General features: G+C 67.3%; 12 protein-coding genes. 3 read left to right on the top strand and 9 right to left on the bottom strand.

The annotated features are described in order from the left end of the window. Nucleotides 1–122: 122 nt before the first annotated feature. The 4 genes from OHA42_RS11610 to OHA42_RS11595 all read right to left on the bottom strand — a co-directional run bounded on the left by OHA42_RS11610 (nt 123) and on the right by OHA42_RS11595 (nt 4,442). Complete coding sequence (locus tag OHA42_RS11610; RefSeq protein WP_406236752.1) at nt 123–770, bottom strand: PadR family transcriptional regulator; 648 nt, start codon at nt 768–770, stop codon at nt 123–125. 60 nt (nt 771–830) lie between these two features. Continuing rightward, nucleotides 831–2,867, bottom strand: coding sequence for an MDR family MFS transporter (locus OHA42_RS11605; RefSeq protein WP_406236751.1), 2,037 nt, complete (start codon nt 2,865–2,867; stop codon nt 831–833). A 79-nt stretch (nt 2,868–2,946) separates the two neighbouring features. Continuing rightward, nucleotides 2,947–3,627 (bottom strand): alpha/beta hydrolase, encoded by a 681-nt coding sequence (locus OHA42_RS11600; RefSeq protein WP_328409988.1) that lies wholly within the window; start codon nt 3,625–3,627, stop codon nt 2,947–2,949. A gap of 128 nt (nt 3,628–3,755) precedes the next feature. Then, nucleotides 3,756–4,442 (bottom strand): TetR/AcrR family transcriptional regulator, encoded by a 687-nt coding sequence (locus tag OHA42_RS11595; RefSeq protein WP_406236750.1) that lies wholly within the window; start codon nt 4,440–4,442, stop codon nt 3,756–3,758. A 109-nt stretch (nt 4,443–4,551) separates the two neighbouring features. Here OHA42_RS11595 and OHA42_RS11590 point away from each other — a divergent pair, with 109 nt between their 5' ends. Next, complete coding sequence (locus OHA42_RS11590; RefSeq protein WP_406236749.1) at nt 4,552–4,875, top strand: hypothetical protein; 324 nt, start codon at nt 4,552–4,554, stop codon at nt 4,873–4,875. A 102-nt stretch (nt 4,876–4,977) separates the two neighbouring features. Continuing rightward, nucleotides 4,978–5,946 carry a sigma-70 family RNA polymerase sigma factor gene (locus tag OHA42_RS11585; protein WP_406236748.1) on the top strand — a complete coding sequence of 323 codons (969 nt, stop codon included), beginning with the start codon at nt 4,978–4,980 and terminating at the stop codon, nt 5,944–5,946. Nucleotides 5,947–5,965: 19 nt separating this feature from the next. On the opposite strand, the gene OHA42_RS11580 is transcribed toward OHA42_RS11585, so the two are convergent. Continuing rightward, entirely contained in the window at nt 5,966–6,598 is a 633-nt protein-coding gene (locus OHA42_RS11580) for a TetR/AcrR family transcriptional regulator (protein ID WP_406236747.1), read from the bottom strand. A gap of 410 nt (nt 6,599–7,008) precedes the next feature. Between OHA42_RS11580 and OHA42_RS11575 the strand changes: the two genes are divergently transcribed. Beyond that, nucleotides 7,009–7,884, top strand: coding sequence for an oxidoreductase (locus OHA42_RS11575; RefSeq protein WP_406236746.1), 876 nt, complete (start codon nt 7,009–7,011; stop codon nt 7,882–7,884). 94 nt (nt 7,885–7,978) lie between these two features. On the opposite strand, the gene OHA42_RS11570 is transcribed toward OHA42_RS11575, so the two are convergent. The 4 genes from OHA42_RS11570 to OHA42_RS11555 are packed head-to-tail and all read right to left on the bottom strand — an operon-like array spanning nt 7,979 to nt 23,767. After that, nucleotides 7,979–8,788, bottom strand: coding sequence for an ABC transporter permease (locus OHA42_RS11570; protein ID WP_406236745.1), 810 nt, complete (start codon nt 8,786–8,788; stop codon nt 7,979–7,981). Beyond that, a complete protein-coding gene (locus OHA42_RS11565) occupies nt 8,788–9,606 on the bottom strand; it encodes an ABC transporter permease (RefSeq protein WP_406236744.1) in 819 nt (272 codons plus the stop codon). Before OHA42_RS11565 ends, OHA42_RS11570 begins: the two co-directional genes overlap by 1 nt. Beyond that, a complete protein-coding gene (locus OHA42_RS11560; protein WP_406236743.1) occupies nt 9,603–10,577 on the bottom strand; it encodes an ATP-binding cassette domain-containing protein in 975 nt (324 codons plus the stop codon). Before OHA42_RS11560 ends, OHA42_RS11565 begins: the two co-directional genes overlap by 4 nt. After that, nucleotides 10,574–23,767, bottom strand: a complete 13,194-nt coding sequence (locus OHA42_RS11555) for an amino acid adenylation domain-containing protein (RefSeq protein ID WP_406236742.1) — start codon at nt 23,765–23,767, stop codon at nt 10,574–10,576. The genes OHA42_RS11560 and OHA42_RS11555 overlap by 4 nt, the downstream gene beginning before the upstream one ends. Nucleotides 23,768–23,982: the final 215 nt, after the last annotated feature.

Here is a 23,982-nt window from a genome sequence, read left to right as displayed (position 1 = left end):
GTGGCCGAGTGCGCGTATGCGGGCACGGTTCGAGACGGTTACATCGGGCTCGGCGGCGGTGTTGCCGCACCCCGCCGAGCCTGGTCTCGATCCGACGATGACATCGATCTGACAATGGCGCCCTATAGCGGCGCGTTCCCCCCTTCGACGAGCTTTGCGACTTCCGCGGGCTCCGCACCCTCGGCATGCAGCTGCCGCCACCAGTCCACGCCGGGGAAGCTCCCCGAGGTGAGTTCGTCGCGGAACGACCGCGCCCAGGCCTGCTCGGCTTCCAGCATCGCGAGCCCGTACTCGGACTCGATGATGAACAGCCGTGGCAGCGTAGTGGCGAGTGCGTCGAGTTCTCGGCGCACAGCCTCGATGATGTGACCCAGCGCCTCGATGCGCCTGCCGAGCAACTCGGCCACCTCGTCCGGCGGCAGCGCCGCCGCGATGGAGAGTCCCGCGGTGAACCGGTGGTGTTCGGGTTCCGGGGTGGCGATCAATTCTCTTGTCCAGTCGGCCATTTCCGTGCGACCGGCGTCGGTGATCCGGTAGATCGTGCGTTCCGGGCGTGCCCCGTCGCGCTCGCTGCCGACGATCTCGAGGAAGCCGGCCTTTTCCAGATTCTGTACGACCGTGTACAGCGAGCCCCATTTGATGTCCATGTCGCGGTCTTTGCCGCGATCACGCAGCGTCGACGCGATCTCGTATCGGTGCATCGGCCGCTCGACGATCACCGAGAGCACCGCAAGCGCCAGCAGGTTGTTCACCTTGCGCTTTGTGGCCATGACTACCTCCTGATTACTCGTATACGAATATACGTCTACGAGTAATTGTGTGCAAGGGGATCAAGCGTCGACGGGTTCACGCTCCTGGGCCTCCTCGTCGAGGAGCTTGGTGGCGATGTTCTCCAGCGCCTGATCGAGCAGCGCGCGGTCGACGGGGTCGCCGTGGTCCCAGTCGTCGAGCTGGGTGTGCAGCCACCGTCGCCACGATGACTGGATCAGGTCGACCTCGGCGCGGCCGGAATCGGTGAGTTGAACGCGGCCATCGTCGGCGGTGACATAACCCGCGGCGATCACCTGCACGTAGACCGGGCGGATCACCTCGGGCGGCATCTTGTGGGCGTGCGCGATGGCCTCGAGTGTGGCCACACCGCGAACCCGGGTGTGCATGTACACCTGGCCGAGCGCCCACGCCCGGCCCGGACTCAGCTTCGACCCCGAGTCCGCGAGAATGCGCGGTCCGATCGGCCCCTTGGCGTGCGCCTTGCGCATCGCACCGGAGACCGCGCGCTCCAGCAGCACCAGGCGGTCTGGGGAATCGGGCACCGAAAAGCCCTCGCCCACATCGGAAGCGCCGGCCCGGACGCTGTCACGCAGCGGTATTTCCTTCAGGAACCACGCGACAACAAAACCGACGAGAGCGACCGGGACCACCCACAGGAAGACGTGGTCGATGGACTTCGCGTAGGCGTCGATGATCGGCGCGGCGACGTCGGCAGGCAGGGCCCGCAGCTGCTGCGGATTCGCCGCCACCGCGGGCGGCACGACCTTCACCTCGGTCAGGGCCGCGGTCAGATTGGGGGTGATCTGGTTGGTGTACAACGTGCCGAATATCGCGGTGCCGAAAGCACTGCCGAGGGTGCGGAAGAAGGTGACGCCCGAAGTTGCCGTGCCCAATTGCGCGTAGGGCACGGTGTTCTGCACGACGATGGTCAGCACCTGCATGGCAAGGCCGATGCCGAGACCGAGGATCAGCATGTACAGCGATTCCTGCCAGATGCTGGTGTTTCGGCCCATCCTGGACATCAGATACAGACCGACCGCCATCACCGCGGTGCCCACGATCGGGAAGTACCGGTAGCGACCGGTCTTTCCGACGATCTGCCCGGACAGGATCGAAGTGAACAGCAATCCCGCGACCAGCGGCAACGTCCGGACGCCGGACGCGGTGGCCGACACCCCGTTCACATACTGCAGATACGCGGGCAGGTAGGTTATCGAGCCGAGCATCGCGAAGCCGACGATGAAGCTCAGGATCGAGCAGACCGTGAACACTCTGCTGCGGAACAATCCCATCGGCAGCATCGGTTCGGTCGCCCGCAATTCGACCGCGACGAACGCCGCGAGCAGTAGCACCGCGGCGACGAACAGGCCGATGATCTGCCGAGAGCCCCACGGATATTCGGTACCGCCCCATTCCAGTCCGAGGATGAGGCTGGAGACGCCGAGCGCGACCAACCCGATGCCCGCATAGTCGATGATGGGCTTGATCACCGCCCGCACCCGCGGGATGGTGCGCGCGGCAAGGGCGATCATGACGATCGCGACGGGCACGTTGACGTAGAAGCACCAGCGCCAGCTCGCATGGTCGGTGAACAACCCGCCGAGCGTCGGGCCGATCACCGTGGTGACGCCGAAGACCGCGCCGAGCGCGCCCTGATACTTACCGCGTTCGCGCAGCGGGATGATGTCGGCGATCAGTGCCATCGCCGTGACCATGAGGCCACCGGCACCGAGGCCCTGGACGGCGCGCGCGATGATCAGCAACAGCATGCCGTTGGCCAGGCCCGCGACCATCGAGCCGATGATGAAGATCAGCGCGCTGAGCTGGAACACCAGCTTGCGGCCGAACAGATCGCCGAGCTTGCCCGCCAGCGCCGTCGCCACCGCCTCGGCGAGCAGATAGGACGTGACCACCCAGGCCAGGTGCCCCGCACCGCCGAGATCGGCGACGATCGTCGGCAGTGCGGTGGAAACGATGGTCTGATCGAGCGCGGCCATCAGCATGCCGAGCACGATGGTGCCGAACACGATGTTGGTCCGTGCCCTGCTCAAGGGCGCGGGCGCGGATGTGTCGGCGACAGTGACTGCACCGGTCATCGGTTCAGTATGTGCCGACTTCGACGGTCGGGACGGCGCGACACGAGCCCAGGCAAACGGGAGGCAACCGGCCCGGCGCTCAGCCTGCCGCCGCCTCGAGGATCACCTGGGCGACCGCCTCCGGGTTGGACACCATGACCGCATGGCTGGCGCCTGCGACCTTGGTGGTCTTCGCGCTCATCCGCTCGGCGAGCACCTCTTCGAGCCGCGTGCCGATGATCAGGTCGTTGCCCGCGACGATGTACCAGCTCGGGAATTCGCGCCAGGCGGGCGGACCCGAGACGAAGCCGAAACGCGCCGCGTCGCTCGGACCTTGCACCGCAGCCATGACGCGCGCCTGCACCGGGTCGACATCGAAGGCGAAATACTCGACGAACTTGTCCTGCGGCAAAGTCACCCTGCCCTGCGGGTCGGTCACGAAGAATTGCGCCGAGGGCGGCTGACCGAACGGCTCACCGAGCGCCGTGACCGTCTCACCCTCGTCCGGCGCGAACGCCGCGACGTAGACCAGCGCTTTTACATTCCTGGCTCCGTGCGCGGCATTGGTGATGACGCAGCCGCCGAAGGAATGCCCGACGACCACGGTCGGGCCTTCGAGGATGTCGAGGGCCTGACGCACCTTGGTGACATCGTCGGGAATCGAGGACAGCGGCTGCTGCACGGCCACGACATGGTGGCCGGCGGCCTGGAGCGTGGGGATGACACCGGACCAGGACGAGCCGTCGGCGATAGCACCGTGCACGAGCAGGATGTTGACCATTGCGGAACCTCCGGAATCGTGGGCAATCGGGAGCATGCCGAACAACACACACGAACTAGGGAAACGCTGCGGGCAATCTTTCCGCAAGCACCGTCGAAGCGCTCGGCAATCGCCGAGAGTCTCGGTGTTCACTCGATGGCGACCGGCCCACTTCGGTCAGCGGCCCGCACCGCGTAGTCGGCCAGCGACGGCGCCAGCGCGGCGAAGGCGACCTCGATGTACCCGTGCAGTGTCGTGGCGATGTCGTCGTTGGACTCGCCGGCAAGTGTGCGGCGCATCGTCTCGTCGAACAGCACCCGATGTACCCCGCCCAATAGCGCTGCGGCCACCCGCGGCGTGATGTCGCCTGGCGCAGTATCGGTTTCGGTCGCAAGGGTTCGCGCCAGCGCTGCCTCCCGCTCCTCGTGGAATTCGCGCAGCCGGGCGACGAGCGCGGGACTGCCGGCAATCAGCCCGGCGAATTCCGGCCCGGAGAATCCGATGACCGGATCCTGATCGGCGACCGCCGCCAGGTAGGCGCGCCGCAACGCGGCGAGCGCGGACTCGCCCGCCGCGCGTTCGCGGACGGTGCGGCCGAGCTGGTCCACGAACACTTCGCCCAGATCCAGCGCTAGGTCCTCCTTGCGCGGGAAGTAGTTGGTCACTGTCATCTTGGCGACCTCGGCGGCCGCGGCCACGTCCGCGATCGTCACCTTGTCGAATCCGCGTTCCAAGAACAGCAGCGTGGCCTGGTGCGAGATCTTCTCCCTCGTCTGCTGTTTCTTTTTGGCCCGAAGTCCCTGCTCGGCGCCCGTGTCGACGGTCTGTGCACTCATGTCGAGCAGACTACATGATCTCGTCATAAATTTATGCTTGACATATTTTTAGGCCTGTTCTAAGTTTGCTCTCGTCGCCGCGAGACGACGAAGACGAAGGAGAAAGCGGATGCCCCACGGTCACGACGTAGCAGCCCCGACCCGCAACACGATGCAGACCAGCCACGAGGGAGCAGCCACCATGGCCGAGTACCACACCACGCACAGCACGCTGGACGCGGCGATCCGCGGCATGCACGAGCAGAGCTCTACGCCGAAGTCGGGCGAGCCCGCGGCGGCGCGATCCGCGAATCACGCTGCTGCCCAACAGATCTGGGCCACAACCGGGTTCCCCGGCGGCAATAGCAGGCGCGGCCGTCAGTCGAGCAACGCACCGAAAGGACAGGGATTCCGCGCGCAGCCACGGCGTCCGCTGCGGATTCTCGGCCGCTGAATCCGCACCGCCCGCTGAATCCGCACAACCCAGCCGGTAGTCGATCCGGCCCATCGGCATCGACTACCGGCTACTCCCCTCGCTCGACCGAAAGGCGCACCCGTGACCCAGATCTGCACCACTCGCTCCACCCGCACCGCCCAGAGCATGGTCAGCGAGGACCCCATCAAGGACTACCTGCGGAAGATCGGGCAAACCGCGCTGCTGAACGCAACGCAGGAAGTAGAGCTCGGCGAGCGCATCGAGGCGGGTGTGCTCGCCCAGCAGCGCCTCGACGAAAGCGCTGCCGCGGGAATCGAACTCACCGCCGCACAGCGGCGTACGCTGCAGCGCACCGCCGGGGACGGCAGGCGCGCCAAGGAGCACATGGTCCAGGCCAATCTGCGCCTTGTCGTCTCGGTCGCCAAGCGCTACCCGACGCCGACCAGCATGTCGCTGCTCGACCTGGTCCAGGAGGGCACCTTCGGATTGATCCGTGCGGTGGAGAAATTCGATCACCGGCGCGGGCTCAAGCTGTCCACCTACGCCACCTGGTGGATCCGCCAGTCGATCGGCCGCGCGCTGGCCGACCAGGGCCGCACCATCCGCATCCCCGTGCATGTGGTGGACGTACTCAACCGCGTCACCCGCACCCAGCGCACGCTGTCGCAGCAACTGGGCCGTGAGGCGACCGCCGCGGAGGTGGCCACCGAACTGGACCTAGCGGTCACCCAAGTCGAGGAGGTGATGCGCCATGGGCGCGAACCGATTTCGCTGCACACCTCGGTCGGCGAGGAGGACGACACCGAACTCGGCGGCCTGCTGGCCGACGATGTTCCCGACCCTGCCGATGTGGTAGCCGAGGGCATGATGCGTGTTCAGCTCGACGCGGCACTCGCGACGCTTACCGCCAAGGAGGCCGAGGTGATCGGGCTGCGCTTCGGCCTGGATCGCGGCGAGCCGCGGACCTTGACAGAAATCGGCACCACCCTTGGCGTATCCCGCGAGCGAGTGCGGCAGATCGAAGCCAAGGGCATGGGCAAATTGCGCAGGCCGTCGTGCACCCGCACGCTGGAGGGCATGCTCGCCTAGCGCGGTATCCCGGTGGCGGTCATGGCGTTTCGATCAACGCCACCGCCACCGGGACGAGCACCTCGACCAGCGCCTCGACCGGTGGGCGCGGGTCGGCGAGCAGCCATTCATGGGCGAGTCCGTTGATCGCGCCGATCAGGGCGCTGGTGCTGAGCCCGGGTCCACCGCGCACTCGACCGCCCGCGGTGACGGCGGGCACCACCAGGGATTCCAGCACCGTCCCCCAGGAGTGGCGGCGCTCGCGCCGGTGGCGTTCCATACGCTCGCTGACACCGACCACCTCGATGAACGCGACCTTGGCCCGGTACGGGTCGGAGCCGACCGACTGGAGATACGCGGCGAGCACCGCGGTCATCGCGGCGGTGATGTCGAAGCTCGGATCGAGTTGCTCGAGTGCTGCCATGATGGCCGCCGCGGCCTCGTCCTGGATGCGGTTGTAGGCCGCGATCAATACGTCTTCCCTGGTCTGGAACTCCTCGTAGAACTGCCGCTTCGACAGTCCTGCCGCGGCGCAGACATCCGCGAGCGAGCACGCGGGGTAACCGCGTTCGGCGAAGATCCTGGTCGCCGCGTCGAGGAACCGCAGACGGCGCTCGGCCTTCCGCTCGGCCACGGCGCGACCGCCGTATTGCCTGCCCACCGTGGTTGTCACGCCCACCACCGTAGCGAAGCGGGATCGACAGCCCTGTGGCCGCTCGATCGGCGATTGTCCGCGGATCGCCGGGTGTGCCTTGCGGCATGACCGCCGCCACATCCCATCGGCGCACCACGGGCACCGCTGTGGCTGCAGGATCGCTTCGCGGGCGCTCCGGTCGCTGCGGGCGGCTCGACCAGTGATGTCGGCTCGATGATGCTCGATCCGGCGACCTGGAAGGTCTGGGAGGAGACGGTGGGCGCCACCCTTGCCGCGGCGTTACAGCAGCCGATCGGCAGCGGGCGCTGATGTACTTCACCCGCGTGTCCGAGCGTTTTCGGCCGCGCGGGGCCTTGGCGTCCGAGACGCTCGGATTGCACATCCGTGTCGCTCTTCCCACGAAACTTACTCCGGAGTAAGGTCGGGCCATGGCGTGGAAACCACAAGAAGTACCCGACCAGAGCGGGCGCACCTTTATCGTCACCGGAGCCAACGGTGGGCTCGGCGTCGAGACCACCACGGTGCTGGCGGCCAAAGGCGGCACGGTGATCATGGCCTGCCGCAACGCGGAGAAGGCCAAGACAATCGCCGAGCGCATCGACGGCGATGTCCGTGTCGCCGTGCTGGATCTCGCGGATCTGGCCTCGGTACGCCGATTCGCGGACAGTACCGGCGAATTCGACGTGCTGATCAATAACGCGGGCCTGATGAACGTGCCCTTCTCCCGCACCAAGGACGGGTTCGAAACCCAGTTCGGCGTCAACCATCTCGGCCACTTCGCGCTGACCGGGCTGCTGCTGGACCGGATGCGCGATCGGGTGGTGAGTCTCGCAAGCATCGCCCACAAGCAGACCCCGAAGCTGTGGATCGATGACCTGAACTACGAAAATCGTCGCTACCAACGCAATCTGGCCTATGCCCAGTCCAAGCTCGCGAACCTGATGTTCGGCAGGGAATTACAGCGCCGACTGGCCGAATCCGGTAACAGCAAGCGCTCTTACGTTGTGCACCCCGGCGTCTCGGCCACCGACCTGTTCGCCAACACCGAGACCCCGATCGACTGGGTCAGCAAGCCCTTCATCCGCCTCATCGGCCACTCCCCGGCCAAGGCCGCGCACTCGACGCTGTTCGCAGCGACCATGCCGGACGCCGACCCGAACACCTACTGGGGCCCGACCAAGTTCTTCCAGACCCAGGGACCGGTGGAGGCGGCGCCGTCGAGCAAGCTGTCGAACAACCGCGTCCTACAGCGTCGGCTCTGGGAGGAATCCGAGCGCATGACCGGAATCTCCTACAAGTTCTGAGACGGGCGAATTCCGCAGCGGAAGGCCCGTCGGCCACAGCGCCGGCGGGCCGCACCGATCCCGATCAGCTCAGAACCGACACCACGATTTCGATCTATCTCCGGCTGGCGCGTCGATAGCCCACCGCCGCAGGAACGGCGAACATGATGATCGCGCCGAGCGACCAGATGATCGTCAGGGTCAGCGGCCTGGCGAGCGGGCCACCCAGTGCAAGCGCTCGCATCGCGTCGACCGCGACCGAGAGCGGCTGGTTGCGCACCACCGGCTGAATCCACTGCGGATAGGCAACGAGCGGGACGAAGCCGGTGCTGAAGAACATCAGCAGCGAGCTCAGTATCGTAATGCCTTCGACGAGAGTCGCTTTCGCGGTGTAGACCGCGATGGCAGTGACGATCGTGGCGAAGGCGAGGCCGAACAGCACGGGCACCAGCAGGAACATCAGCGCGGCGAGCACACCCTGCTGGAAGCGGAACCCGAGCAGATATCCGACAACGACGACGATGACGGTTCCGGCGAAGATGCGGCAACCCTCGGCGAGGATCCTGGCCAACAGGCCGGAGGCGCGGTGGACTGGCAGCACCCAGAACCGGGCGAGCAGACCGGCGTCGCGTTCGCGCCCGAGCATCACGCCGCTGGCCACCGCGCCGGATAGCGCGCCGACGATGGCAACCATCGGCACCGAGCCGTAGAGGCCATCGCCACCGGTGAACTTCTCGATCTGACCGCCGATCACGGTGTCGAGCATGAACAGCAGCAGGCACGGAATGATCAGCGTCTCCAGCATGGCAACCGGATGGCGCACCGAACGCAGCAGCAGTCGCTGTGTCTGCAGAATCGTGTGCCGCACCAGCGACACCGGTGATGTCTCGGAGCCGCGCACGCTGGGCGTGGCAAACAGTGTCATCACGCCCTCCTAGAGCTCAGCCGCACGGCGATCGGAATACACACGACCAGGATTCCCAACGCCCACAGCAGTGGTGGGCCCATCAGCGACCAGGTCACCTCACCCGCGTTGCCTTTGGTGTCGCCGGCCAGCGCCCGCAGTGCGATGGCGAACTGCGAGACCGGCTGGTTGCGCACGAACCACTGCACCCAGTGTGGAAATTGGCTCGCCGGAGCCAGCCCCGTCGACAGCATGCCGAAGATCAACGGCGGCAACACCAGCGCCTGCGTGACGGTCTCGGGACTCTTCGACACCGTCCCGATGACATCCGCGCCGAGCGTGAACGCAATGCCGATGAGCAAGGAGAACGCCAAAAAACCGAGCGTGTGGACGGCGTCCAGACGGAAACGGAAGCCGATGACATACCCGCACACCACTGCGGCGGCCAAGGCGAGGAGCAGTCGAAAGATATTGCCGGACATGCGCGCCGCGACGGGCACCAGCGGCCAAATAGGCATCGAGCCGAACCGGCGGTCCAACCCCGCGACAGCGTCGGAGGCGGCGCGGAATGCGGCCGAGATGGCCGTGAAGGCCGCCGCCTGCAGGATGACCAGCGGCATCATGTACTGCGCGTAGCTGCTGAAGCCATTGCCGGAGAAGGTCATCACCGTCTTCAACGGGATGTAGAAGCTGGCGGTGAAGGCCGCGGGCGCGAGAATCGACGCCAGCACTTCGCCGGTCTTGACCGACGGCACGATCAACCGCGAGGTGAGCACCCACCACTGCTGCACGGTGGCCGGGGTCGCGCGGGCTGAGGTCAGCCAGGTACCCGCCGTCATGAGACCGCCTCACCGTCTACCGAGGCGAGATGACCGGTCAGCTGCAGGAATACATCGTCGAGCGACGGCCTGCGCAGCGCGATGTCGACCAATTCGATCCCGGCGCCGTCCAACCGTCGCAGCGCCTCCGCGAGGGTCTTGGCGCCGTCGACCGCCGGGATGGCGATGCGATCCGAGTCGGGTGTCAGTGCGGTGCGAGTCTCCTCCGGCAGCAGTGATCCGAGCGCCGCCACGATGGCGGGCACATCCTTGAGATCCAGCGGCACCACCTCGCAGTAGCTACCGCCGGTCCGCGATTTCAGCTCGTCGGCGGTGCCTTGCGCGATCACCACCCCGTGGTCTATGACGATGATCCGATCGCAGAGTGCGTCGGCTTCCTCCAGATACTGGGTGGTCAGCAGGGTGGTGATGCCGTTCTTCTTGAAGCTGGACACCAGGTCCCATACTCCTTGTCTGCTGCGCGGATCCAGGCCGGTGGTCGGCTCGTCGAGGAACACCACATCCGGTCGGACCACCAGACCGCAGGCAATATCGATCCGCCTGCGCATGCCGCCCGAATAGGTGCCGACTCGGCGACTCGCAGCGCCCACCAGATCGAATTCGGTGAGCAGCTCATCGGCGCGCGCCTTGGCGGCGCCCTTGCGCAGCCCCATCAACCTGCCGAAAAGCACGAGGTTCTCGTAGCCGCTGAGCATGTCGTCGAGTGCGGCGAATTGCCCGGTCAGCATGATGGATTTGCGCACTGCCGCGGGATCGGCGACGACGTCGTGCCCCGCGACCATGGCTCGGCCTTTGTCCGGTGCGATCAGCGTCGACAGGATGTTGACCATGGTGGTCTTGCCCGCGCCGTTAGGTCCGAGGATGCCGAGCACCTCCCCCTCGGTGGCGGTGAAATCGATACCGCGCAATGCCTGCACAGCGCCGAAGGATTTCTCGATGCCCTCGACGAGGACTCCGGTGTCGGAACTCATCGCCTGCCTCCCAGCTGCTCGTCGAGTACGCGGGCGATGGTTGCCAGCGCGTGTGGTGTGGTCAGTTCGTCATGGGTCACGTCGACATCAACGGTGGTGATCTCGCCGGTGACATACTGTCGCCAGCCATCCGGACCGAAAATGTCCGAAGTGTCCACAGTGGCGTGGAAATACAGCACGTCGCCGTGGTAGGTCGGGCGCTGATAGCCGGTCCTGGTGCGCGCCGACGCGTTGTAGGAGCCTGCCATTCGTTCAAGGGTGTCCGCGTCGATGATCGAGACGCCACCCATCCGATCGCGGATGAGATCCGCCGCTTCCTGTGCGGTCGCCTCGGCGGGAACATCGTGGATACCGAAGACCGCGCCGAAAGTGTTGACGAAGGCGCCCGCGGTGAGCCGCTCGATGCTGTCACCGTCGATGTCGGCGGTATCGGCATCCAGCAACGCCAGCACCCCGACCGATGCGCCGGCCTGCTCCAGCTTCGTGGCGATCGCCTGCGCGATAAGCCCACCGAAGGACCAGCCGAGCAGGTGGTAGGGGCCGTCGGGTTGCACCCGGCGGATCTCGGCGACGTAGCGGTCGGCGAACTCTTCGATGGACCGAACTGACGGTGCGCCACTGAGATCCGGAGCCTGCAGGCCGTAGATCGGACGGCCCGCCGCCAGTGCGTCCGCCAACCCGAGGTAGGTCCATGCCATTCCGGACGACGGGTGGATGCAGAACAATGCCGGTTCGTCCCCGCCGAGCCGGATCGGCAGCAGCACGTCGAGTCCGAGTCCGCCCGGCCCGGCCTCGGCGACCGGTTGCGCGGCAAGGGCAGCCTCCTCGGCGGCCGCCTGCTGCGCCTCCGGCGTCTGCGCGAATTTCGCTGCCGCGCCGAGGGCCTCGGTCCATATCCGCGCCAGCTCCTCGACATCACCGCGGTCCACAAGGGTTTCGGGGTAGCCGATGCTCACGTGCAGCCGATCGCCGAGAACGACAGCGTTGACGTCGATCTCGGACATCAACGGCACGTCCGGATGCTCGGCGGCGTGCAGGTCACCGAACTCGTCGGTCGGCAGCCAGCCGAGCCCTTCCAACCCGGCCGGAATACTTGCCGTGGCGTAGCGGCCGAGATAGTTGAAGCCGACCCGCCCCGGCAGCCGTTTCGGCAGTTGCTCCACCGCAGCGGAGTTCAGATAACGCAGCAGCCCGAAACCGATGCCCTTGTCCGGTACCGCACGCAACTGGTGCTTCACCGCGCGGATCGCCGAACCCATCGCGGCGCCGCCGGACAACGCGGTGTCGAGGTCGATCTCGGCGAGATCCAATCGCACCGGGTAGATGCTGGTGAACCATCCGACAGTCCGCGAAAGATCAGCGCCGGGAATCACCTCCTCTTGACGACCGTGTCCTTCGAGCCGGATGAGCGCAGACCTGCTCGCATCGGAGGAGTCCGTCGGCGAAATTCCGTCGTCGCCATCGAATTCCGCGCGCCCCCGCCAGCGCATCAGCGTCAAGGCCAACGTGGCGAGCAACGCGTCGTCGGCGCCCCCCTGGAAGAGTGCGGGCAGTGTCGTCAGCAGTCCGGTGGTCACCTCCGCGGACACATCGAACTCGACCATCCGCATGGTGTGCGCCTGATCGATGGCCGGGTCGAGCTCGCGGGAGCCGATCAGTGGGTCGGGCCCGTCGACGACGTCACGCCAGTAGGTGAGCTCGGCCGTGCGAGCCTCCCGGTGTGCCTCCTCGGCCAGCGCGTGCGACCAGCGACGCATGGAAGTTCCGGTTTCGGCGAGGATCGGGGTGCCGCCGGTGGAGACCTGGGCCCATGCGGCGATCAAGTCCGGCACCAGGATTCGCCACGACACACCATCCACGACGAGGTGGTGCGCGACGACGATCAGACGGCCGGGCTTGCGCCGAACACCCGCGTCGCCGACGGGATCGAGCCAGATCAGCTGCAGGACGACACCGTTGGCCGGGTCCAGTCGGTTCAGCGCGGAATCCACTTCCGCGATGGCGTATTCGCGGACATCCACGGTGTCGGCATCGGCGTCGAACTCGATGCGGTGCACGAGCGCGTCCACGTCGATCGAGCCGGGCTCGCCGACCTGCACCTGCCATTCGGCCGTGGCGTCCTGAGACAGGCTGGCGCGCAGCATATCGTGCCGGTCGATGACGGCCGTGAGCGTCGCGACGAGTTGCGCGCGCTCGATGCCGACCGGCAGCTCGAGGACCGCGGTCTGGGCGAACCGGTCGAAGTTCCCGCCCCGCTCGATCATGTATCGCACGATCGGTGTCAGTGGCAGCGCACCCACGCCGCCGCCGGGCAGCTCCTCCAGAACCACCACCTCGCCTGCGGCGTCGGCAAGCACCGCAAGCGCTTCGACGGTGCGGTGCTCGAATATTTGCAGCGGTGTGAACACCAGGCCGTGCATTCGCGCCCGGGACACCAGTTGAATGGCGAGAATGCTGTCGCCACCGAGAGCGAAGAACGAATCGTGCACGCCCACCTTTTCGCGGCCGAGCAGCTCCGCAAAGATCTTCGCGAGCCGCTCCTCGGAAGGTGTTTGCGGCGCCCGGTATTCGGTCTCGACATCGTCGAACACCGGATCGGGCAACGCGCGACGATCGAGCTTGCCGACCGCGTTGATCGGGATCTCGTCGAGGACGACGAACGCGGCAGGAACCATGTACGCGGGCAAGGTTTCCGCAGCGAAAGCGCGCAGTTGCGCGAGGTCGAGCGTGTGGTCGGCCGCCGGAACCACATAGGCTGCCAGTGCCGTCGAGCCCGCGGGTCCGCGCACGCCGAGCGTCACCGCGAATTCCACACCGTCGGCGCGCCCGAGCACCGCATCGATCTCGCCGAGCTCGATACGCTGCCCGCGCACCTTGACCTGGAAATCGGTCCGCCCGATGTACTCCAGCTGCCGGTCGCGCGTCCACCGGACGAGGTCACCGGTGCGGTACATCCGCTCGCCCGGCGCGCCGAACGGGTCGGCGATGAACCGGGTCGCGTTCAGCTCCGGCCTGCCGTGGTAGCCCCTGGCCAGCGCGGGTCCCGCAATGTACAGCTCGCCCGCGACCCCGACCGGGACCGGACGCAGCCGATCGTCGAGCACCAGGACCGCCGAACCACGAATCGGGCGGCCGATGGTCACCGGAGCACCCACGGCCATTGCGGTGGAACTTGTTGTCCAAATGGTGGATTCGGTGGGTCCATAGAGGTTCACCATGGTGCGTCCCTGCGCCCACCGCTCGACCAGTTCCGCGCCGACCGCCTCACCGACCACCGCGAGCACCTGCACGCTCGGCACCGCCGCGGGGTCCATCGTTGCCAGCGCCGACGGGGTGATCACCATATGCGTCACTTGCTCGGCGCCGATCAGCTCGGCAAGCGGTATGCCGCCGAACACATCCGGCGGCGCGACCACCGACGCACTGCCCGAGCCGAACGCCATCATCGCCTCGAACACCGAGGCGTCGAAACTCGGTGACGCCACCTGCAGGACTCGCGAATTCTCGTCGAGCGCGAGCTGTTCCTGTTGCGCCGCCACCAGATCGGCGATGCCGCGATGCGACACCGAGACGCCTTTCGGTGTTCCGGTCGACCCTGATGTGTAGATCATCCATGCGGGTTGGTCCAGATGAACCGGGCTGCGTAGCTCGCCGGCCCGCACGGCATCCTCGCCCATCGGCTGGATGCGCGCGGTGAACTCGGCATCGTCGAGTACCAGCCACTGTGCGCCGTCCGGCAATTGGGCTCGATGTGCGGCCACGGTGAGTCCGAGCACCGCGCCGGAATCGGTGAGCATGTGCTCGATGCGGTCGGCCGGGTACTTCGGATCGACCGGCAGGAAAGCCGCACCGGCCTTGGCCGCCGCCCACATGCCGGTGAGCAGTTCGGCCCCGCGGGTGAGACCGAGCGCGACCACGGTTTCCGGCCCGGCACCGGCACTGATCAGGACTCGGGCGAGCTTGTTGGCGCGGGCGTCCAGCGCGCGGTAGGTAGTGGCGCGCCCGTCGACGACGAGCGCAGGTCGCTCCGGATGCGTCGACGCCGACGCAGCCAAGACCTGCGCGAGCGTCATGGTCCCGCTGCTGGCGGGCCCGCGCACGGGAACCAGTGTCTCGCGCTCGGATTCCTCGAGCACATCGATATCGGAGATTGCCTGGTCACTGTCGGCGACCACCGCGTTCAGCACGCGCTGCCACCGGGCCACCAGTGTCGCCGCGGTGGCCGCGTCGAACAGGTCCGTCGCGTAGGACAGCACGCCGCTCAGCCCGGCCGGCTCGGTCCCCGAGAGATGTTCTCGCAGATCGAGAGTCAGGTCGAACTGCGCGGCGTCCCGGTCGAGGTCCTCGACCTCGATGCGCAGACCGGGCAATTCGAGGGCCGGCTCGACGAAGTTCTGAAGCGACAGCGATACCTGGAAGATCGGGTGGTGCGCCGTCGAACGCGTCGGATTCAGCACCTGGACGAGCCGTTCGAACGGCACATCGGCATTGCCGAACGCGTCGAGGTCGGTCGAGCGCACCGTCGCGAGGAACTCGCGGAAGCCCGTGTTCGGATCGACCGATGTGCGCAGGGCAAGTGTGTTGACGAACATGCCGACCAGCCCGTCGAGGGCCGCCTCGCCGCGCCCCGCGATCGCTGTGCCGATCACTACGTCGTCGGTGCCACCGAGGCGGGCGAGCAGCACCGCGAGCGCGGCGTGCACAACCATGAACAGGCTGACGTCGGCCGTGGCCGCGAGCTCGCCCAAGGCCCGGTGCAGTGCCGCGTCGATCTCGAAATCCACATCGGCACTGTGCATTGTCTGCACGGCGGGCCGCGGTCGGTCGGCGGGGAGTTCGAGCAGGTCGGGTGCGCCGGTCAGCGCGCCGGTCCAGTAACCGATCTGGCGCGTGGCCATCGACTCGGGATCGCGCTCGTCACCGAGCAGCTCGCGGTGCCAGAGCGCGTAATCGGCATACTGCACGGCCGGTGGCGGCCCCGCCGTGCCCGCGGCATAGGCGGTCATCAGGTCACCGGCCAGCGGCGCCATCGACGAACCGTCGGCGCTGATGTGATGGACCACGAGGACCACCACGTGGACCTCGGGCGCGACACGCAGCAATCCGACCCGCAGCGGCGGCGCGGTGCCGATGTCGAATCCGGTACCGGTCAGCTCGGCGATCCGGTTATGCAGCGGCACACCGTCTTCGGTGTCCGCCACGGTGAGCGCGGGCAACGCTGCCGCACCACGCAAGACCACCTGCCGCGGCCCCTGCGCGTCGGCGGGATACACGGTGCGCAGACTTTCGTGCCGGTCGACGACATCGGCCACCGCCACCCGCAAGGCATCGATATCGAGCGTGCCGGTGAGCCGCAGCGCCACCGCGATGTTGTAGGCGGGTGAACCCGGATCCAACTGATTGAGCACCCACATGCGCTGTTGCGCGGGCGACAACGGAATCCGATCCGGCCGGATCCGCGGCGCGAGCACGAACCTGCTCCGATCGCCATCGGCGGCGGGCACGATCCGCGCGGAAAGCTGGGCGATGGTCGGGGCATCGAAGAGGTCGCGCAGTGCAATCCGCGCACCGAGTGCCGAATTGATCCTGGCGACGACCCGGGTCGCGCTCAGCGAGTTGCCGCCGAGCTCGAAGAACGATTCGTCGATGCTGACCCGCTCGGTGTCGAGCACGTCGGCGAACACCCCTGCGACGGCCTGCTCGACAGGTGTGCGCGGCGCGAGATAGGCGCGTCGCGAGACCGAGAAATCGGGCACCGGCAGCGCGTTGCGGTCCAGCTTGCCCACCGGGGTCAGCGGAACCTCGTCGAGTGCGATGAGATAGCCGGGGACCATATATCCGGGCAGCGTGGTGGCGATCTGGTTGCGCAACTGCTCGGTGTCCAGCTCCACCCCGGCGACGGGAACCACGTAGGACACCAGCACGGTCTCTCCCGCCGGTCCGGCGCGGCCGATCGTCGCCGCGTATTCCACCCGTTCGTCGGCGGCGAGCACCGCGTCGATCTCGCCGAGTTCGATACGCAGGCCGCGAATCTTCACCTGGAAGTCGCTGCGGCCCTGGTAGTCCAGCTCGCCAGGCTTATCCGGCACCCATCGCACCATGTCGCCGGTGCGGTACATCCGCTCCCCCGGCGCACCGTACGGGTTGGCGACGAATCGTCCCGCGGTCATCGAGAACCGATTGAAGTAGCCGCGCGCCAGGGCAGGCCCCGCGAGGTACAGCTCACCGGTGATGCCGACCGGGACGGGACGCAGCCATGGGTCGAGCACCATCACCGCCGCACCCTGAACCGGTCCGCCGATGGTGACCGGTTCGCCGATTCGAAGCTCGCTCGGTCCTGTCGCCCAGATGCTGAATTCCGTTGGGCCGTACAGGTTCACCATTCGGCGTCCCGGTGCCCACTGGGCCGTCAGCTCCGGACTGATCGCCTCACCGGCCACCGACAGCATGCGCAGCTCGATGAGGTTGCTGGGATCCATGGTGGCGAGCACCGACGGTGTGATGACCGCATGGGTGATCTTTTCGTCGCGCATCAACTGCTCGAGCGCACTGCCGCCGTACACATCCGGCGGTGACAGCACCAGCTTCGCGCCGGTTGCGTGCGCCATCAGCAGCTCGAACACCGACGCGTCGAAACTCGGTGAGGCGACCTGCAATACGCGTGCGGTCGGGACGAGATCGAGCGAATTGCTCTGGGTCGTCACCAGGTTCGCCAGGCCGCGATGGCTCAGCAACACGGCCTTCGGCTTGCCGGTGGAACCCGAGGTGTAGATCAGGTAGGCGGTCTGCTCGATGTCGATGGCGTGGCCGCGATCCGCGTCGGTGATGGGCGCGTCGGAAACCGTCATCACCTTGCGGATGGTGTTGAGATCGTCCAGCAGCAGCCAGTCGATGGTGCCGGGCAAGGTCTCGCCGGTCGCGCAGACCGTCACGCCGATCGGCGCTTTGGAGTCGGTGAGGATGTGCTCGATCCGCTCCGGCGGATAACTCGGGTCCAGTGGCGCGAAGGCAGCGCCGGTTTTGGCCAGCGCCCACACCGCGACCACCGACTCCACCGAGCGGGTGAGCGCGAGCACGACGAACACTTCGGGGCCGACACCGCGACGCAGCAGCACCCTGGCGAATCGGTTCGACCAGGCATCGAGTTCGCGGTAGGTCATGGACACGCCGCCGGCACTGACAGCAGTGGTATCAGGGGCGATGGCCGCACCGGAGGTCAGGATGTCGGGCAGCGTGCGCAGCGGCATCGGGGCGGGCCCGCGGACCGGCAGCAAGGCAGCGCGTTCGTCGCGATCGCAATGCTGCACCAGCGCCACCGCCTGCTGCGGTTTTTCGGCGATCTGTGTCAGCAGCAGCACGAAGCGGTCGAGCAACCGGCGCGCCGCGGGCGCCGCCAGCTGGTCGGCCATGAACTTCACGGTGATCCGCATGCTGTCGCCCGCAGGCCCGCCGGGCAGCGGAATGACCATGAGGTTCAACGGATACGGCGTCGCGTCGGTCCCCGTCACATCGAGCACCCGCATGCCCGCGATATCCAGCGACTGCGACAGCACCTCCCGATCGATCGGGTAGGACTCGAAAACGGTGAGCGTATCGAACAGTTCGGCAAGCCCGACGGCTTGATGGATCGCGGCCAGCCCGACATGCTGGTGATCCAGCAGCCGCGCCTGCTCGGACTGGACGCGAGCCAGCAGATCGACGACCCGCTCGCCCGGCTCGAGGCGCACCCGCACCGGCAGCGTGTTGATGAACAGTCCGACCATGTCCTCGACACCCGCCAGCTGCGGCGGCCGGCCGGAGACCGTGCCGCCGAACACCACATCGCTGCGGCCGGTCACCATCGCGAGCAGCAGCGCCCACGCGACCTGCACCGAGGTGTTGACTGTCGCGCCCGCCTCGCGCGCGGACTTCTCCAGCCGCGCAACGGCATCGGCGGACAGATCCACCGAAACCATGCCGGATTCGGTGGATTCGATCCCCGCCAGTGTCGGCACCGCGCGCGTCGGAGCGTCGATCCCGGCCAGCGACTGCTGCCACGCCGCGATCGAGGCCGCGTTGTCCTGCCTGTCGAGCCAGGACAGGAACTCCCGGTAGGAGGGGGCGGGCGGCAGCGCGGGGAGCTGCCCCGCCGCGCCGGCGGTGATGTAGATCGCCAGTAGCTCGCGCACCAGCAGCGGGGTCGACCACCCGTCGAGCACCAGGTGGTGATTCGTCATCACCAGCGTGTAGTCCTCGGCGGCGGTCCTGATGAGGGTGAAGCGCAGCAGTGGCGGACGAGTGAGGTCGAAGCGGGTGCTCGCGTCGACCTCGATGAGGCGTTCCAGTTCGCGGTCTCGTTCGGCGTTGTCGGTGATCGCGCTCAGATCCAGGTCGTACCACCGTATCTCGGCGGTCGCGAGCACGAGCTGGCGTGGACCGTCGTCGGTATCCACATAGGCGACCCGCAGATTCTCGTGCCGTTCGACCAATGCCTGTGCGGCCGAACGCAAACGGGCCGCGTCGACGCGACCGGCGAGGGCGAGCCTGGTCTGCACGGTGTATCCGTCGGCGGTGTCGGAGTCGTACCAGGCGTGGAAGAGCAGGCCGTACTGCAGTGGCGAGAGCGGCCACACGTCGGTCAGATTCGGGTAGCGCTGCTCCCAGCCGTCCAGCTGGCCTGCGGTCACCCCGACGAGGTCGAAATCCGACGGTGTGTGGCCGCCCGCACCTGCGGTCCGCGCATGCGCGGCCAGGGCGCGCAGGGCCTCCGCCCACAGCTCGGCGAGCTCACGCACCTGTGCCTCGTCGAGAATCCGTGACGCATAGCCCCAGGTCACCTCGAGCTCGGTGTCGCCCATGATGGCGTTGATGTCGACGACAGCCGCCAAGGGCGCGCGGTCGTCGTTGCTCGCGGCGAATCGCTCCGGCTGCCAGGTTGCGCCCGCGCCTCCGGTTGCCGCCCGCCCGAGATAGTTGAAGCTGATCTGCGGGGTCCCGGTATCTGTCAGGGCTGCAGCGGTTTCCGGATTCAGGTAGCGCAGCATGCCGTAGCCGACGCCCTTGTCCGGAATCGCGCGCAACTGTTCCTTTGCAGCCTTGATGGCGGCTCCCGCGGCGGGGCCGCCCGCGAAGGCGTCGTCGAGGTCGATGCCGGTCAGATCGATCGCGACCGGATAGACACTGGTGAACCAGCCAACGGTGCGGTCGACGGCGGCGTGCGGCAGCACGGCCTCCTCGCGCCCGTGGCCCTCCAGTGTCAGCAGCACAGCCGTACGCGGACGCCAGCGGCATACGGCCATGGCGAGCGCGGTGAGCAGCGCGTCGTCGGCGCCGCAGTGGAATCGGTCCGGCACCAGTTCGAGCACGACACTCGCCACCTCGGCGGGCACCGTCGTGCGCACGTCCGCCATGGTCGCGACCACGTCCAGCGCCGGATCCATGTCGCGGGCACCGAGTTCCTGATCGGGAGTGGCCAGAATCCGCTGCCACACCGGGAGTTCACCGGCTCGGCCGACCGCGGCCTCGACCTGGCCGTGCGCCCAGCGCCGCATCGACGTGCCGACCGGCTCCAGCTTCCCACCGATCAAGGCGGTGACCAAGTCCGGCAACAGAATTCGCCACGACACCCCGTCGACCACAAGATGGTGCAGCACCAGCCACAGCCGCGGATCCGCGTCCGGTGACTCGATCAGTACCACGCGCACCACGACGCCCGCGGCCGGATCGAGCAGATCGGCCGTGCGCTGCAACTCGCGTTCGTAGGACTCGGTCGGATCCGGACCGGCGGCGACGACGTCGATGAGGTTGTCGGCATCGACCGAACCAGCCGCGCCGACAACCCATTCCCAGCCCGCCGCCGACTGTCGCAGCGTGCTGCGTAGCACATCGTGGTGATCGATGAGCGTCGCCAGGGCCTTGGTCAGCTGTGCTCGCTCGACGCCGCGGGGCAGGCCGACCAGTACAGCCTGACTGAACCGCTGCCACGGCTCGCCGTGCTCCAGCATCGCGTGCACGATCGGCGTGAGCTCGACCGGGCCGACACCGCCACCGGGCAGTTCGCGCACCTGATGTGCGGCCGCGTCGGTGGCGACGGCGGCCAGTCCGGCAACGGTCTTGCGCTCGAACACATCTCGCGCGCTGAACGACAGACCTGCCGCCCGTGCCCGTGACACCAGCTGAATGGACACGATGCTGTCGCCGCCGAGCGCGAAGAAGTTCTCGTCGACACCCACCTCGTCCAACCCGAGCACCTCGGCGAACAGCGGTGCGAGCACTTCTTCGTTCGGTGTGCTCGGCGCGCGCTTCACAGCACTGCGAGCGGTGAAATCCGGCGCGGGCAGCGCCCGTCGATCCACCTTGCCGACCGGGGTGAGCGGCAAGCTGTCGAGCAGCATGATGACAGTAGGCACCATGTGGGCCGGAAGTGTCGCGCCGACAAATGCTTTCAATTCCTCGGGGTGCACCTGCGTGCCCGGCTTTGCCAGCACATACGAGACCAGCGCGGTGGCTCCGGACGGCGTCGTCGCGCCGATGGTGAGGGTGAAGTCGATGTCGGGGTGGCGCTGCAGCGCGGCGTCCACCTCACCGAGTTCGATGCGGAAACCGCGCACCTTCACCTGGAAGTCGCTGCGCCCCGCATAGTCCAGCTCGAGCCGCCCCGCGCGCCGATGCCAGCGCGCCAGATCTCCGGTGCGGTACATGCGAGCGCCCGGCTCGTACGGGTTGGCGACGAATCGGCTCGCGGTGAGCCCGTTGCGCTGGTGGTAGCCGCGGGCGACGCCGTCGCCTGCCAAATACAGCTCCCCGATCGTGCCGGTGGCCACCGGCCGCAACCAGGGATCGAGCACGACGGCCGAGACGCCGCGCACCAGGCTGCCGATCGTGACGGGTGCGTCCGGCGCCATCGGTGCGCTCAGGGTCGTGGTGACAGTGGTTTCGGTGGGCCCGTACCCGTTCAACAGTCTGCGATCCGACCACTTCGCCACCAGCTCCGGCGGGCAGGCGTCGCCGCCGACGATGACGGTGCGCAGCGCGGGCAGGGTCGCGGGATCGAGCGAACCCACCACGGCGGGAGTCACATTCAGATGGGTGACGCCGTGCGTGCGCAGCACCTGCGCCATATCCTCGCCCGCGTATGCCGACGGCGGCACCACCGCGACCGTCGCGCCGACGGCGAAGGCGACGAGCAGTTCCTCCACCGAAATATCGAAACTCGGCGAGACAGCGTGCGCCACAACGGAATCGGCCTTCACACCGAAGCTGGAGCCGGATCCGGTAGCCAGATTCGCCAGCCCACGATGCGACACCATGACCCCCTTGGGCAGGCCCGTCGATCCCGAGGTGTAGATGACGTAGGCGGTTTGGTCGAGCAGCACGGGCGCGGTGCGCTCCGCAACGGTGATCGGCGACGAATCCTGCATCGCGGCCATGTGATCGGTCGTGTCGTCGTCCATGATCAACCAGGTCACCCGGTCCGGCAGCGACGCCCGTACCGCGGCGACGGTGAGACCGGCGACGATCCCGCTGTCGCCGACCATGTGCTGGATACGGTCCGCGGGATAGTTCGGGTCGATCGGCACGAACGCCGCACCGGTCTTGGCCACCGCCCACATCCCGACCACGGAATCCAGCGAGCGCGGAATCGAGATCGCCACCGTGCGCTCCGGGCCCGCACCCGCCGCGATCAGCAGGCGGGCCAACCTATTCGAGCGTTCGTCGAGCTCACGGTAGGTCATCGCGACCTCGCCCGCCCGGATGGCGACCGCGCCGGGTTCGATAGCAGCGCCCGCGGCCAGAATGTCCGGAAGCGTTTGCGCCACAACCCCGTTCGGCCCATACGCGGGAACCAGCTCGGCCTTCTCGGCCTCGGAAACGACCTGCACCGTGGACAGCGCCGCATCCGCGCCCGCTGCGAGGAAGCGGGACAGGAAAGCACCGAAACGGCCGTGGTGTGCGACCAGCTCGACGTCACTGTAGAGATTCGGGTTGGCCTGGAAATCGATGTGGGTGCTCTCGCCCGCCACGCCGGGATACACGTTGACGAACAGGTCTTCGATCATCCCGGAGGTGAGCACATGCAGGCGACCGGTGACCGACCCGAGGCGGATCCGGGAGTCCATCATCATCAGGTTCACCGTCGGACCGAACGAGGCCGCCTCGTCCAGAGTCCAGCCGAGATCGCGGACGATGTCTTCCTGCCGATAGCGCGGTCGCCGCAGCGCGCCAGTGAGCTCGCTCTGCGTCGCCCGGATCAGCTCGCCTACCGTCGCGGTCGGATCCAGGGTGAGGCGCAGCGGCACGACATTGGCGACCATGCCGCCCGAGCGCCGCAGCGATGCGGTCGTGCGGGCGGACACCGGCAGACTCAGCGCCACCTCGGGCGCACCGGTCATGGCGGCGAGATACGCGGCGAACGCGGCCACGATCACCGGTGCCATGCTCGACGAACTCGCCTTCGCGACGGCATCGAGCAGTTCCGCGGTTTCGGCCGACAGTGCGCCGCTGACCAGCCGCGGGTGCGCGTCGACCGCGGCGAAGCGGCCCGCAAGGTTCACCGGCTCCGCCATCCCGGCCAGGTGTTCACGCCAGTACTGCCGGTCGGCCTCGAAACGCTGCGAGTCGCGATAGGCCACGTCCGCGTCGACGATCTTGCGCAGGTCCTCGGCCTTGCCTTCCGGGGGCTGCTGCCCCTCGATGGCCGCGTTGTAGAGATCCATCGTGCGCTGCAGCATGGTGATCGCACCGACGCCGTCGAGCACTATGTGATGGATTCGCGAATACCAGTACCAGTGGTCGTCGGCGAGGCGCAGCATCGTGACCTCGCACAGCCGATCGCGCAGCAGGTCGAGCGGCGCGGTGTACTCCGCCCGCATCCACGCCCGCGCCGCCGCCGCCGGATCGGGTTCGGCGCGCAGGTCGTGGATGGTGGTGCGGTCGTCCAAGGTGGTGTCGATGACCTGGAACGGGGCGTCGTCGACCTCGATCAGGCGCAGATAGCCGGTACCGAACTCGCGACCGGCCTGACGCGCCGAATCGGCCAGTATGTCGACGTCGACCGATCCGACGAATTCGACGTACTGGGCGATGGAAATCGGGTTGTCACCAGCAAAGTGCTGGGCGAACCAGATTCCGCGTTGGGCCGCGGACAGCGCGAACGCACCCGCGGGCAAACCGTTGCTCGCCGCGATGGGCGAGCGGGATTGCTGCTGCATGGGTATTCCTGCATGCTGATCGTGGACCTCGGTCCGCTGGTCGAGCAATAGTCGATCCTCGGTGCTCGCCACGCGTCAGCCGACCAGGCCAGGCCACATCGAAACGACTGCTGATACGGATGATTCGACCGGCTTGCACACCGCTATTTTCCCCTCGATGGTGTCGACAGGTGGCGTCTTCGGAATGTTGGTGATCTCGGCAACGTCCGACATGA

It is taken from the genome of Nocardia sp. NBC_01009 (assembly GCF_045208035.1).
Classification (GTDB): domain Bacteria; phylum Actinomycetota; class Actinomycetes; order Mycobacteriales; family Mycobacteriaceae; genus Nocardia.
The sequence above is the reverse complement of the archived record's forward strand: the minus strand, read 5'-3'. Positions and strand labels throughout refer to the sequence as shown.

Bases quoted from the DNA above. Each gene is read 5' to 3' on its own strand.
- OHA42_RS11555 (WP_406236742.1), bottom strand. From the start codon at position 23,767: ATGCAGCAGCAATCCCGCTCGCCCATCGCGGCGAGCAACGGTTTGCCC.
- OHA42_RS11570 (WP_406236745.1), bottom strand. From the start codon at position 8,788: ATGACACTGTTTGCCACGCCCAGCGTGCGCGGCTCCGAGACATCACCG.
- OHA42_RS11600 (WP_328409988.1), bottom strand. From the start codon at position 3,627: ATGGTCAACATCCTGCTCGTGCACGGTGCTATCGCCGACGGCTCGTCC.
- OHA42_RS11560 (WP_406236743.1), bottom strand. From the start codon at position 10,577: ATGAGTTCCGACACCGGAGTCCTCGTCGAGGGCATCGAGAAATCCTTC.
- OHA42_RS11605 (WP_406236751.1), bottom strand. From the start codon at position 2,867: ATGACCGGTGCAGTCACTGTCGCCGACACATCCGCGCCCGCGCCCTTG.
- OHA42_RS11575 (WP_406236746.1), top strand. From the start codon at position 7,009: ATGGCGTGGAAACCACAAGAAGTACCCGACCAGAGCGGGCGCACCTTT.
- OHA42_RS11610 (WP_406236752.1), bottom strand. From the start codon at position 770: ATGGCCACAAAGCGCAAGGTGAACAACCTGCTGGCGCTTGCGGTGCTC.
- OHA42_RS11590 (WP_406236749.1), top strand. From the start codon at position 4,552: ATGCCCCACGGTCACGACGTAGCAGCCCCGACCCGCAACACGATGCAG.
- OHA42_RS11565 (WP_406236744.1), bottom strand. From the start codon at position 9,606: ATGACGGCGGGTACCTGGCTGACCTCAGCCCGCGCGACCCCGGCCACC.
- OHA42_RS11595 (WP_406236750.1), bottom strand. From the start codon at position 4,442: ATGAGTGCACAGACCGTCGACACGGGCGCCGAGCAGGGACTTCGGGCC.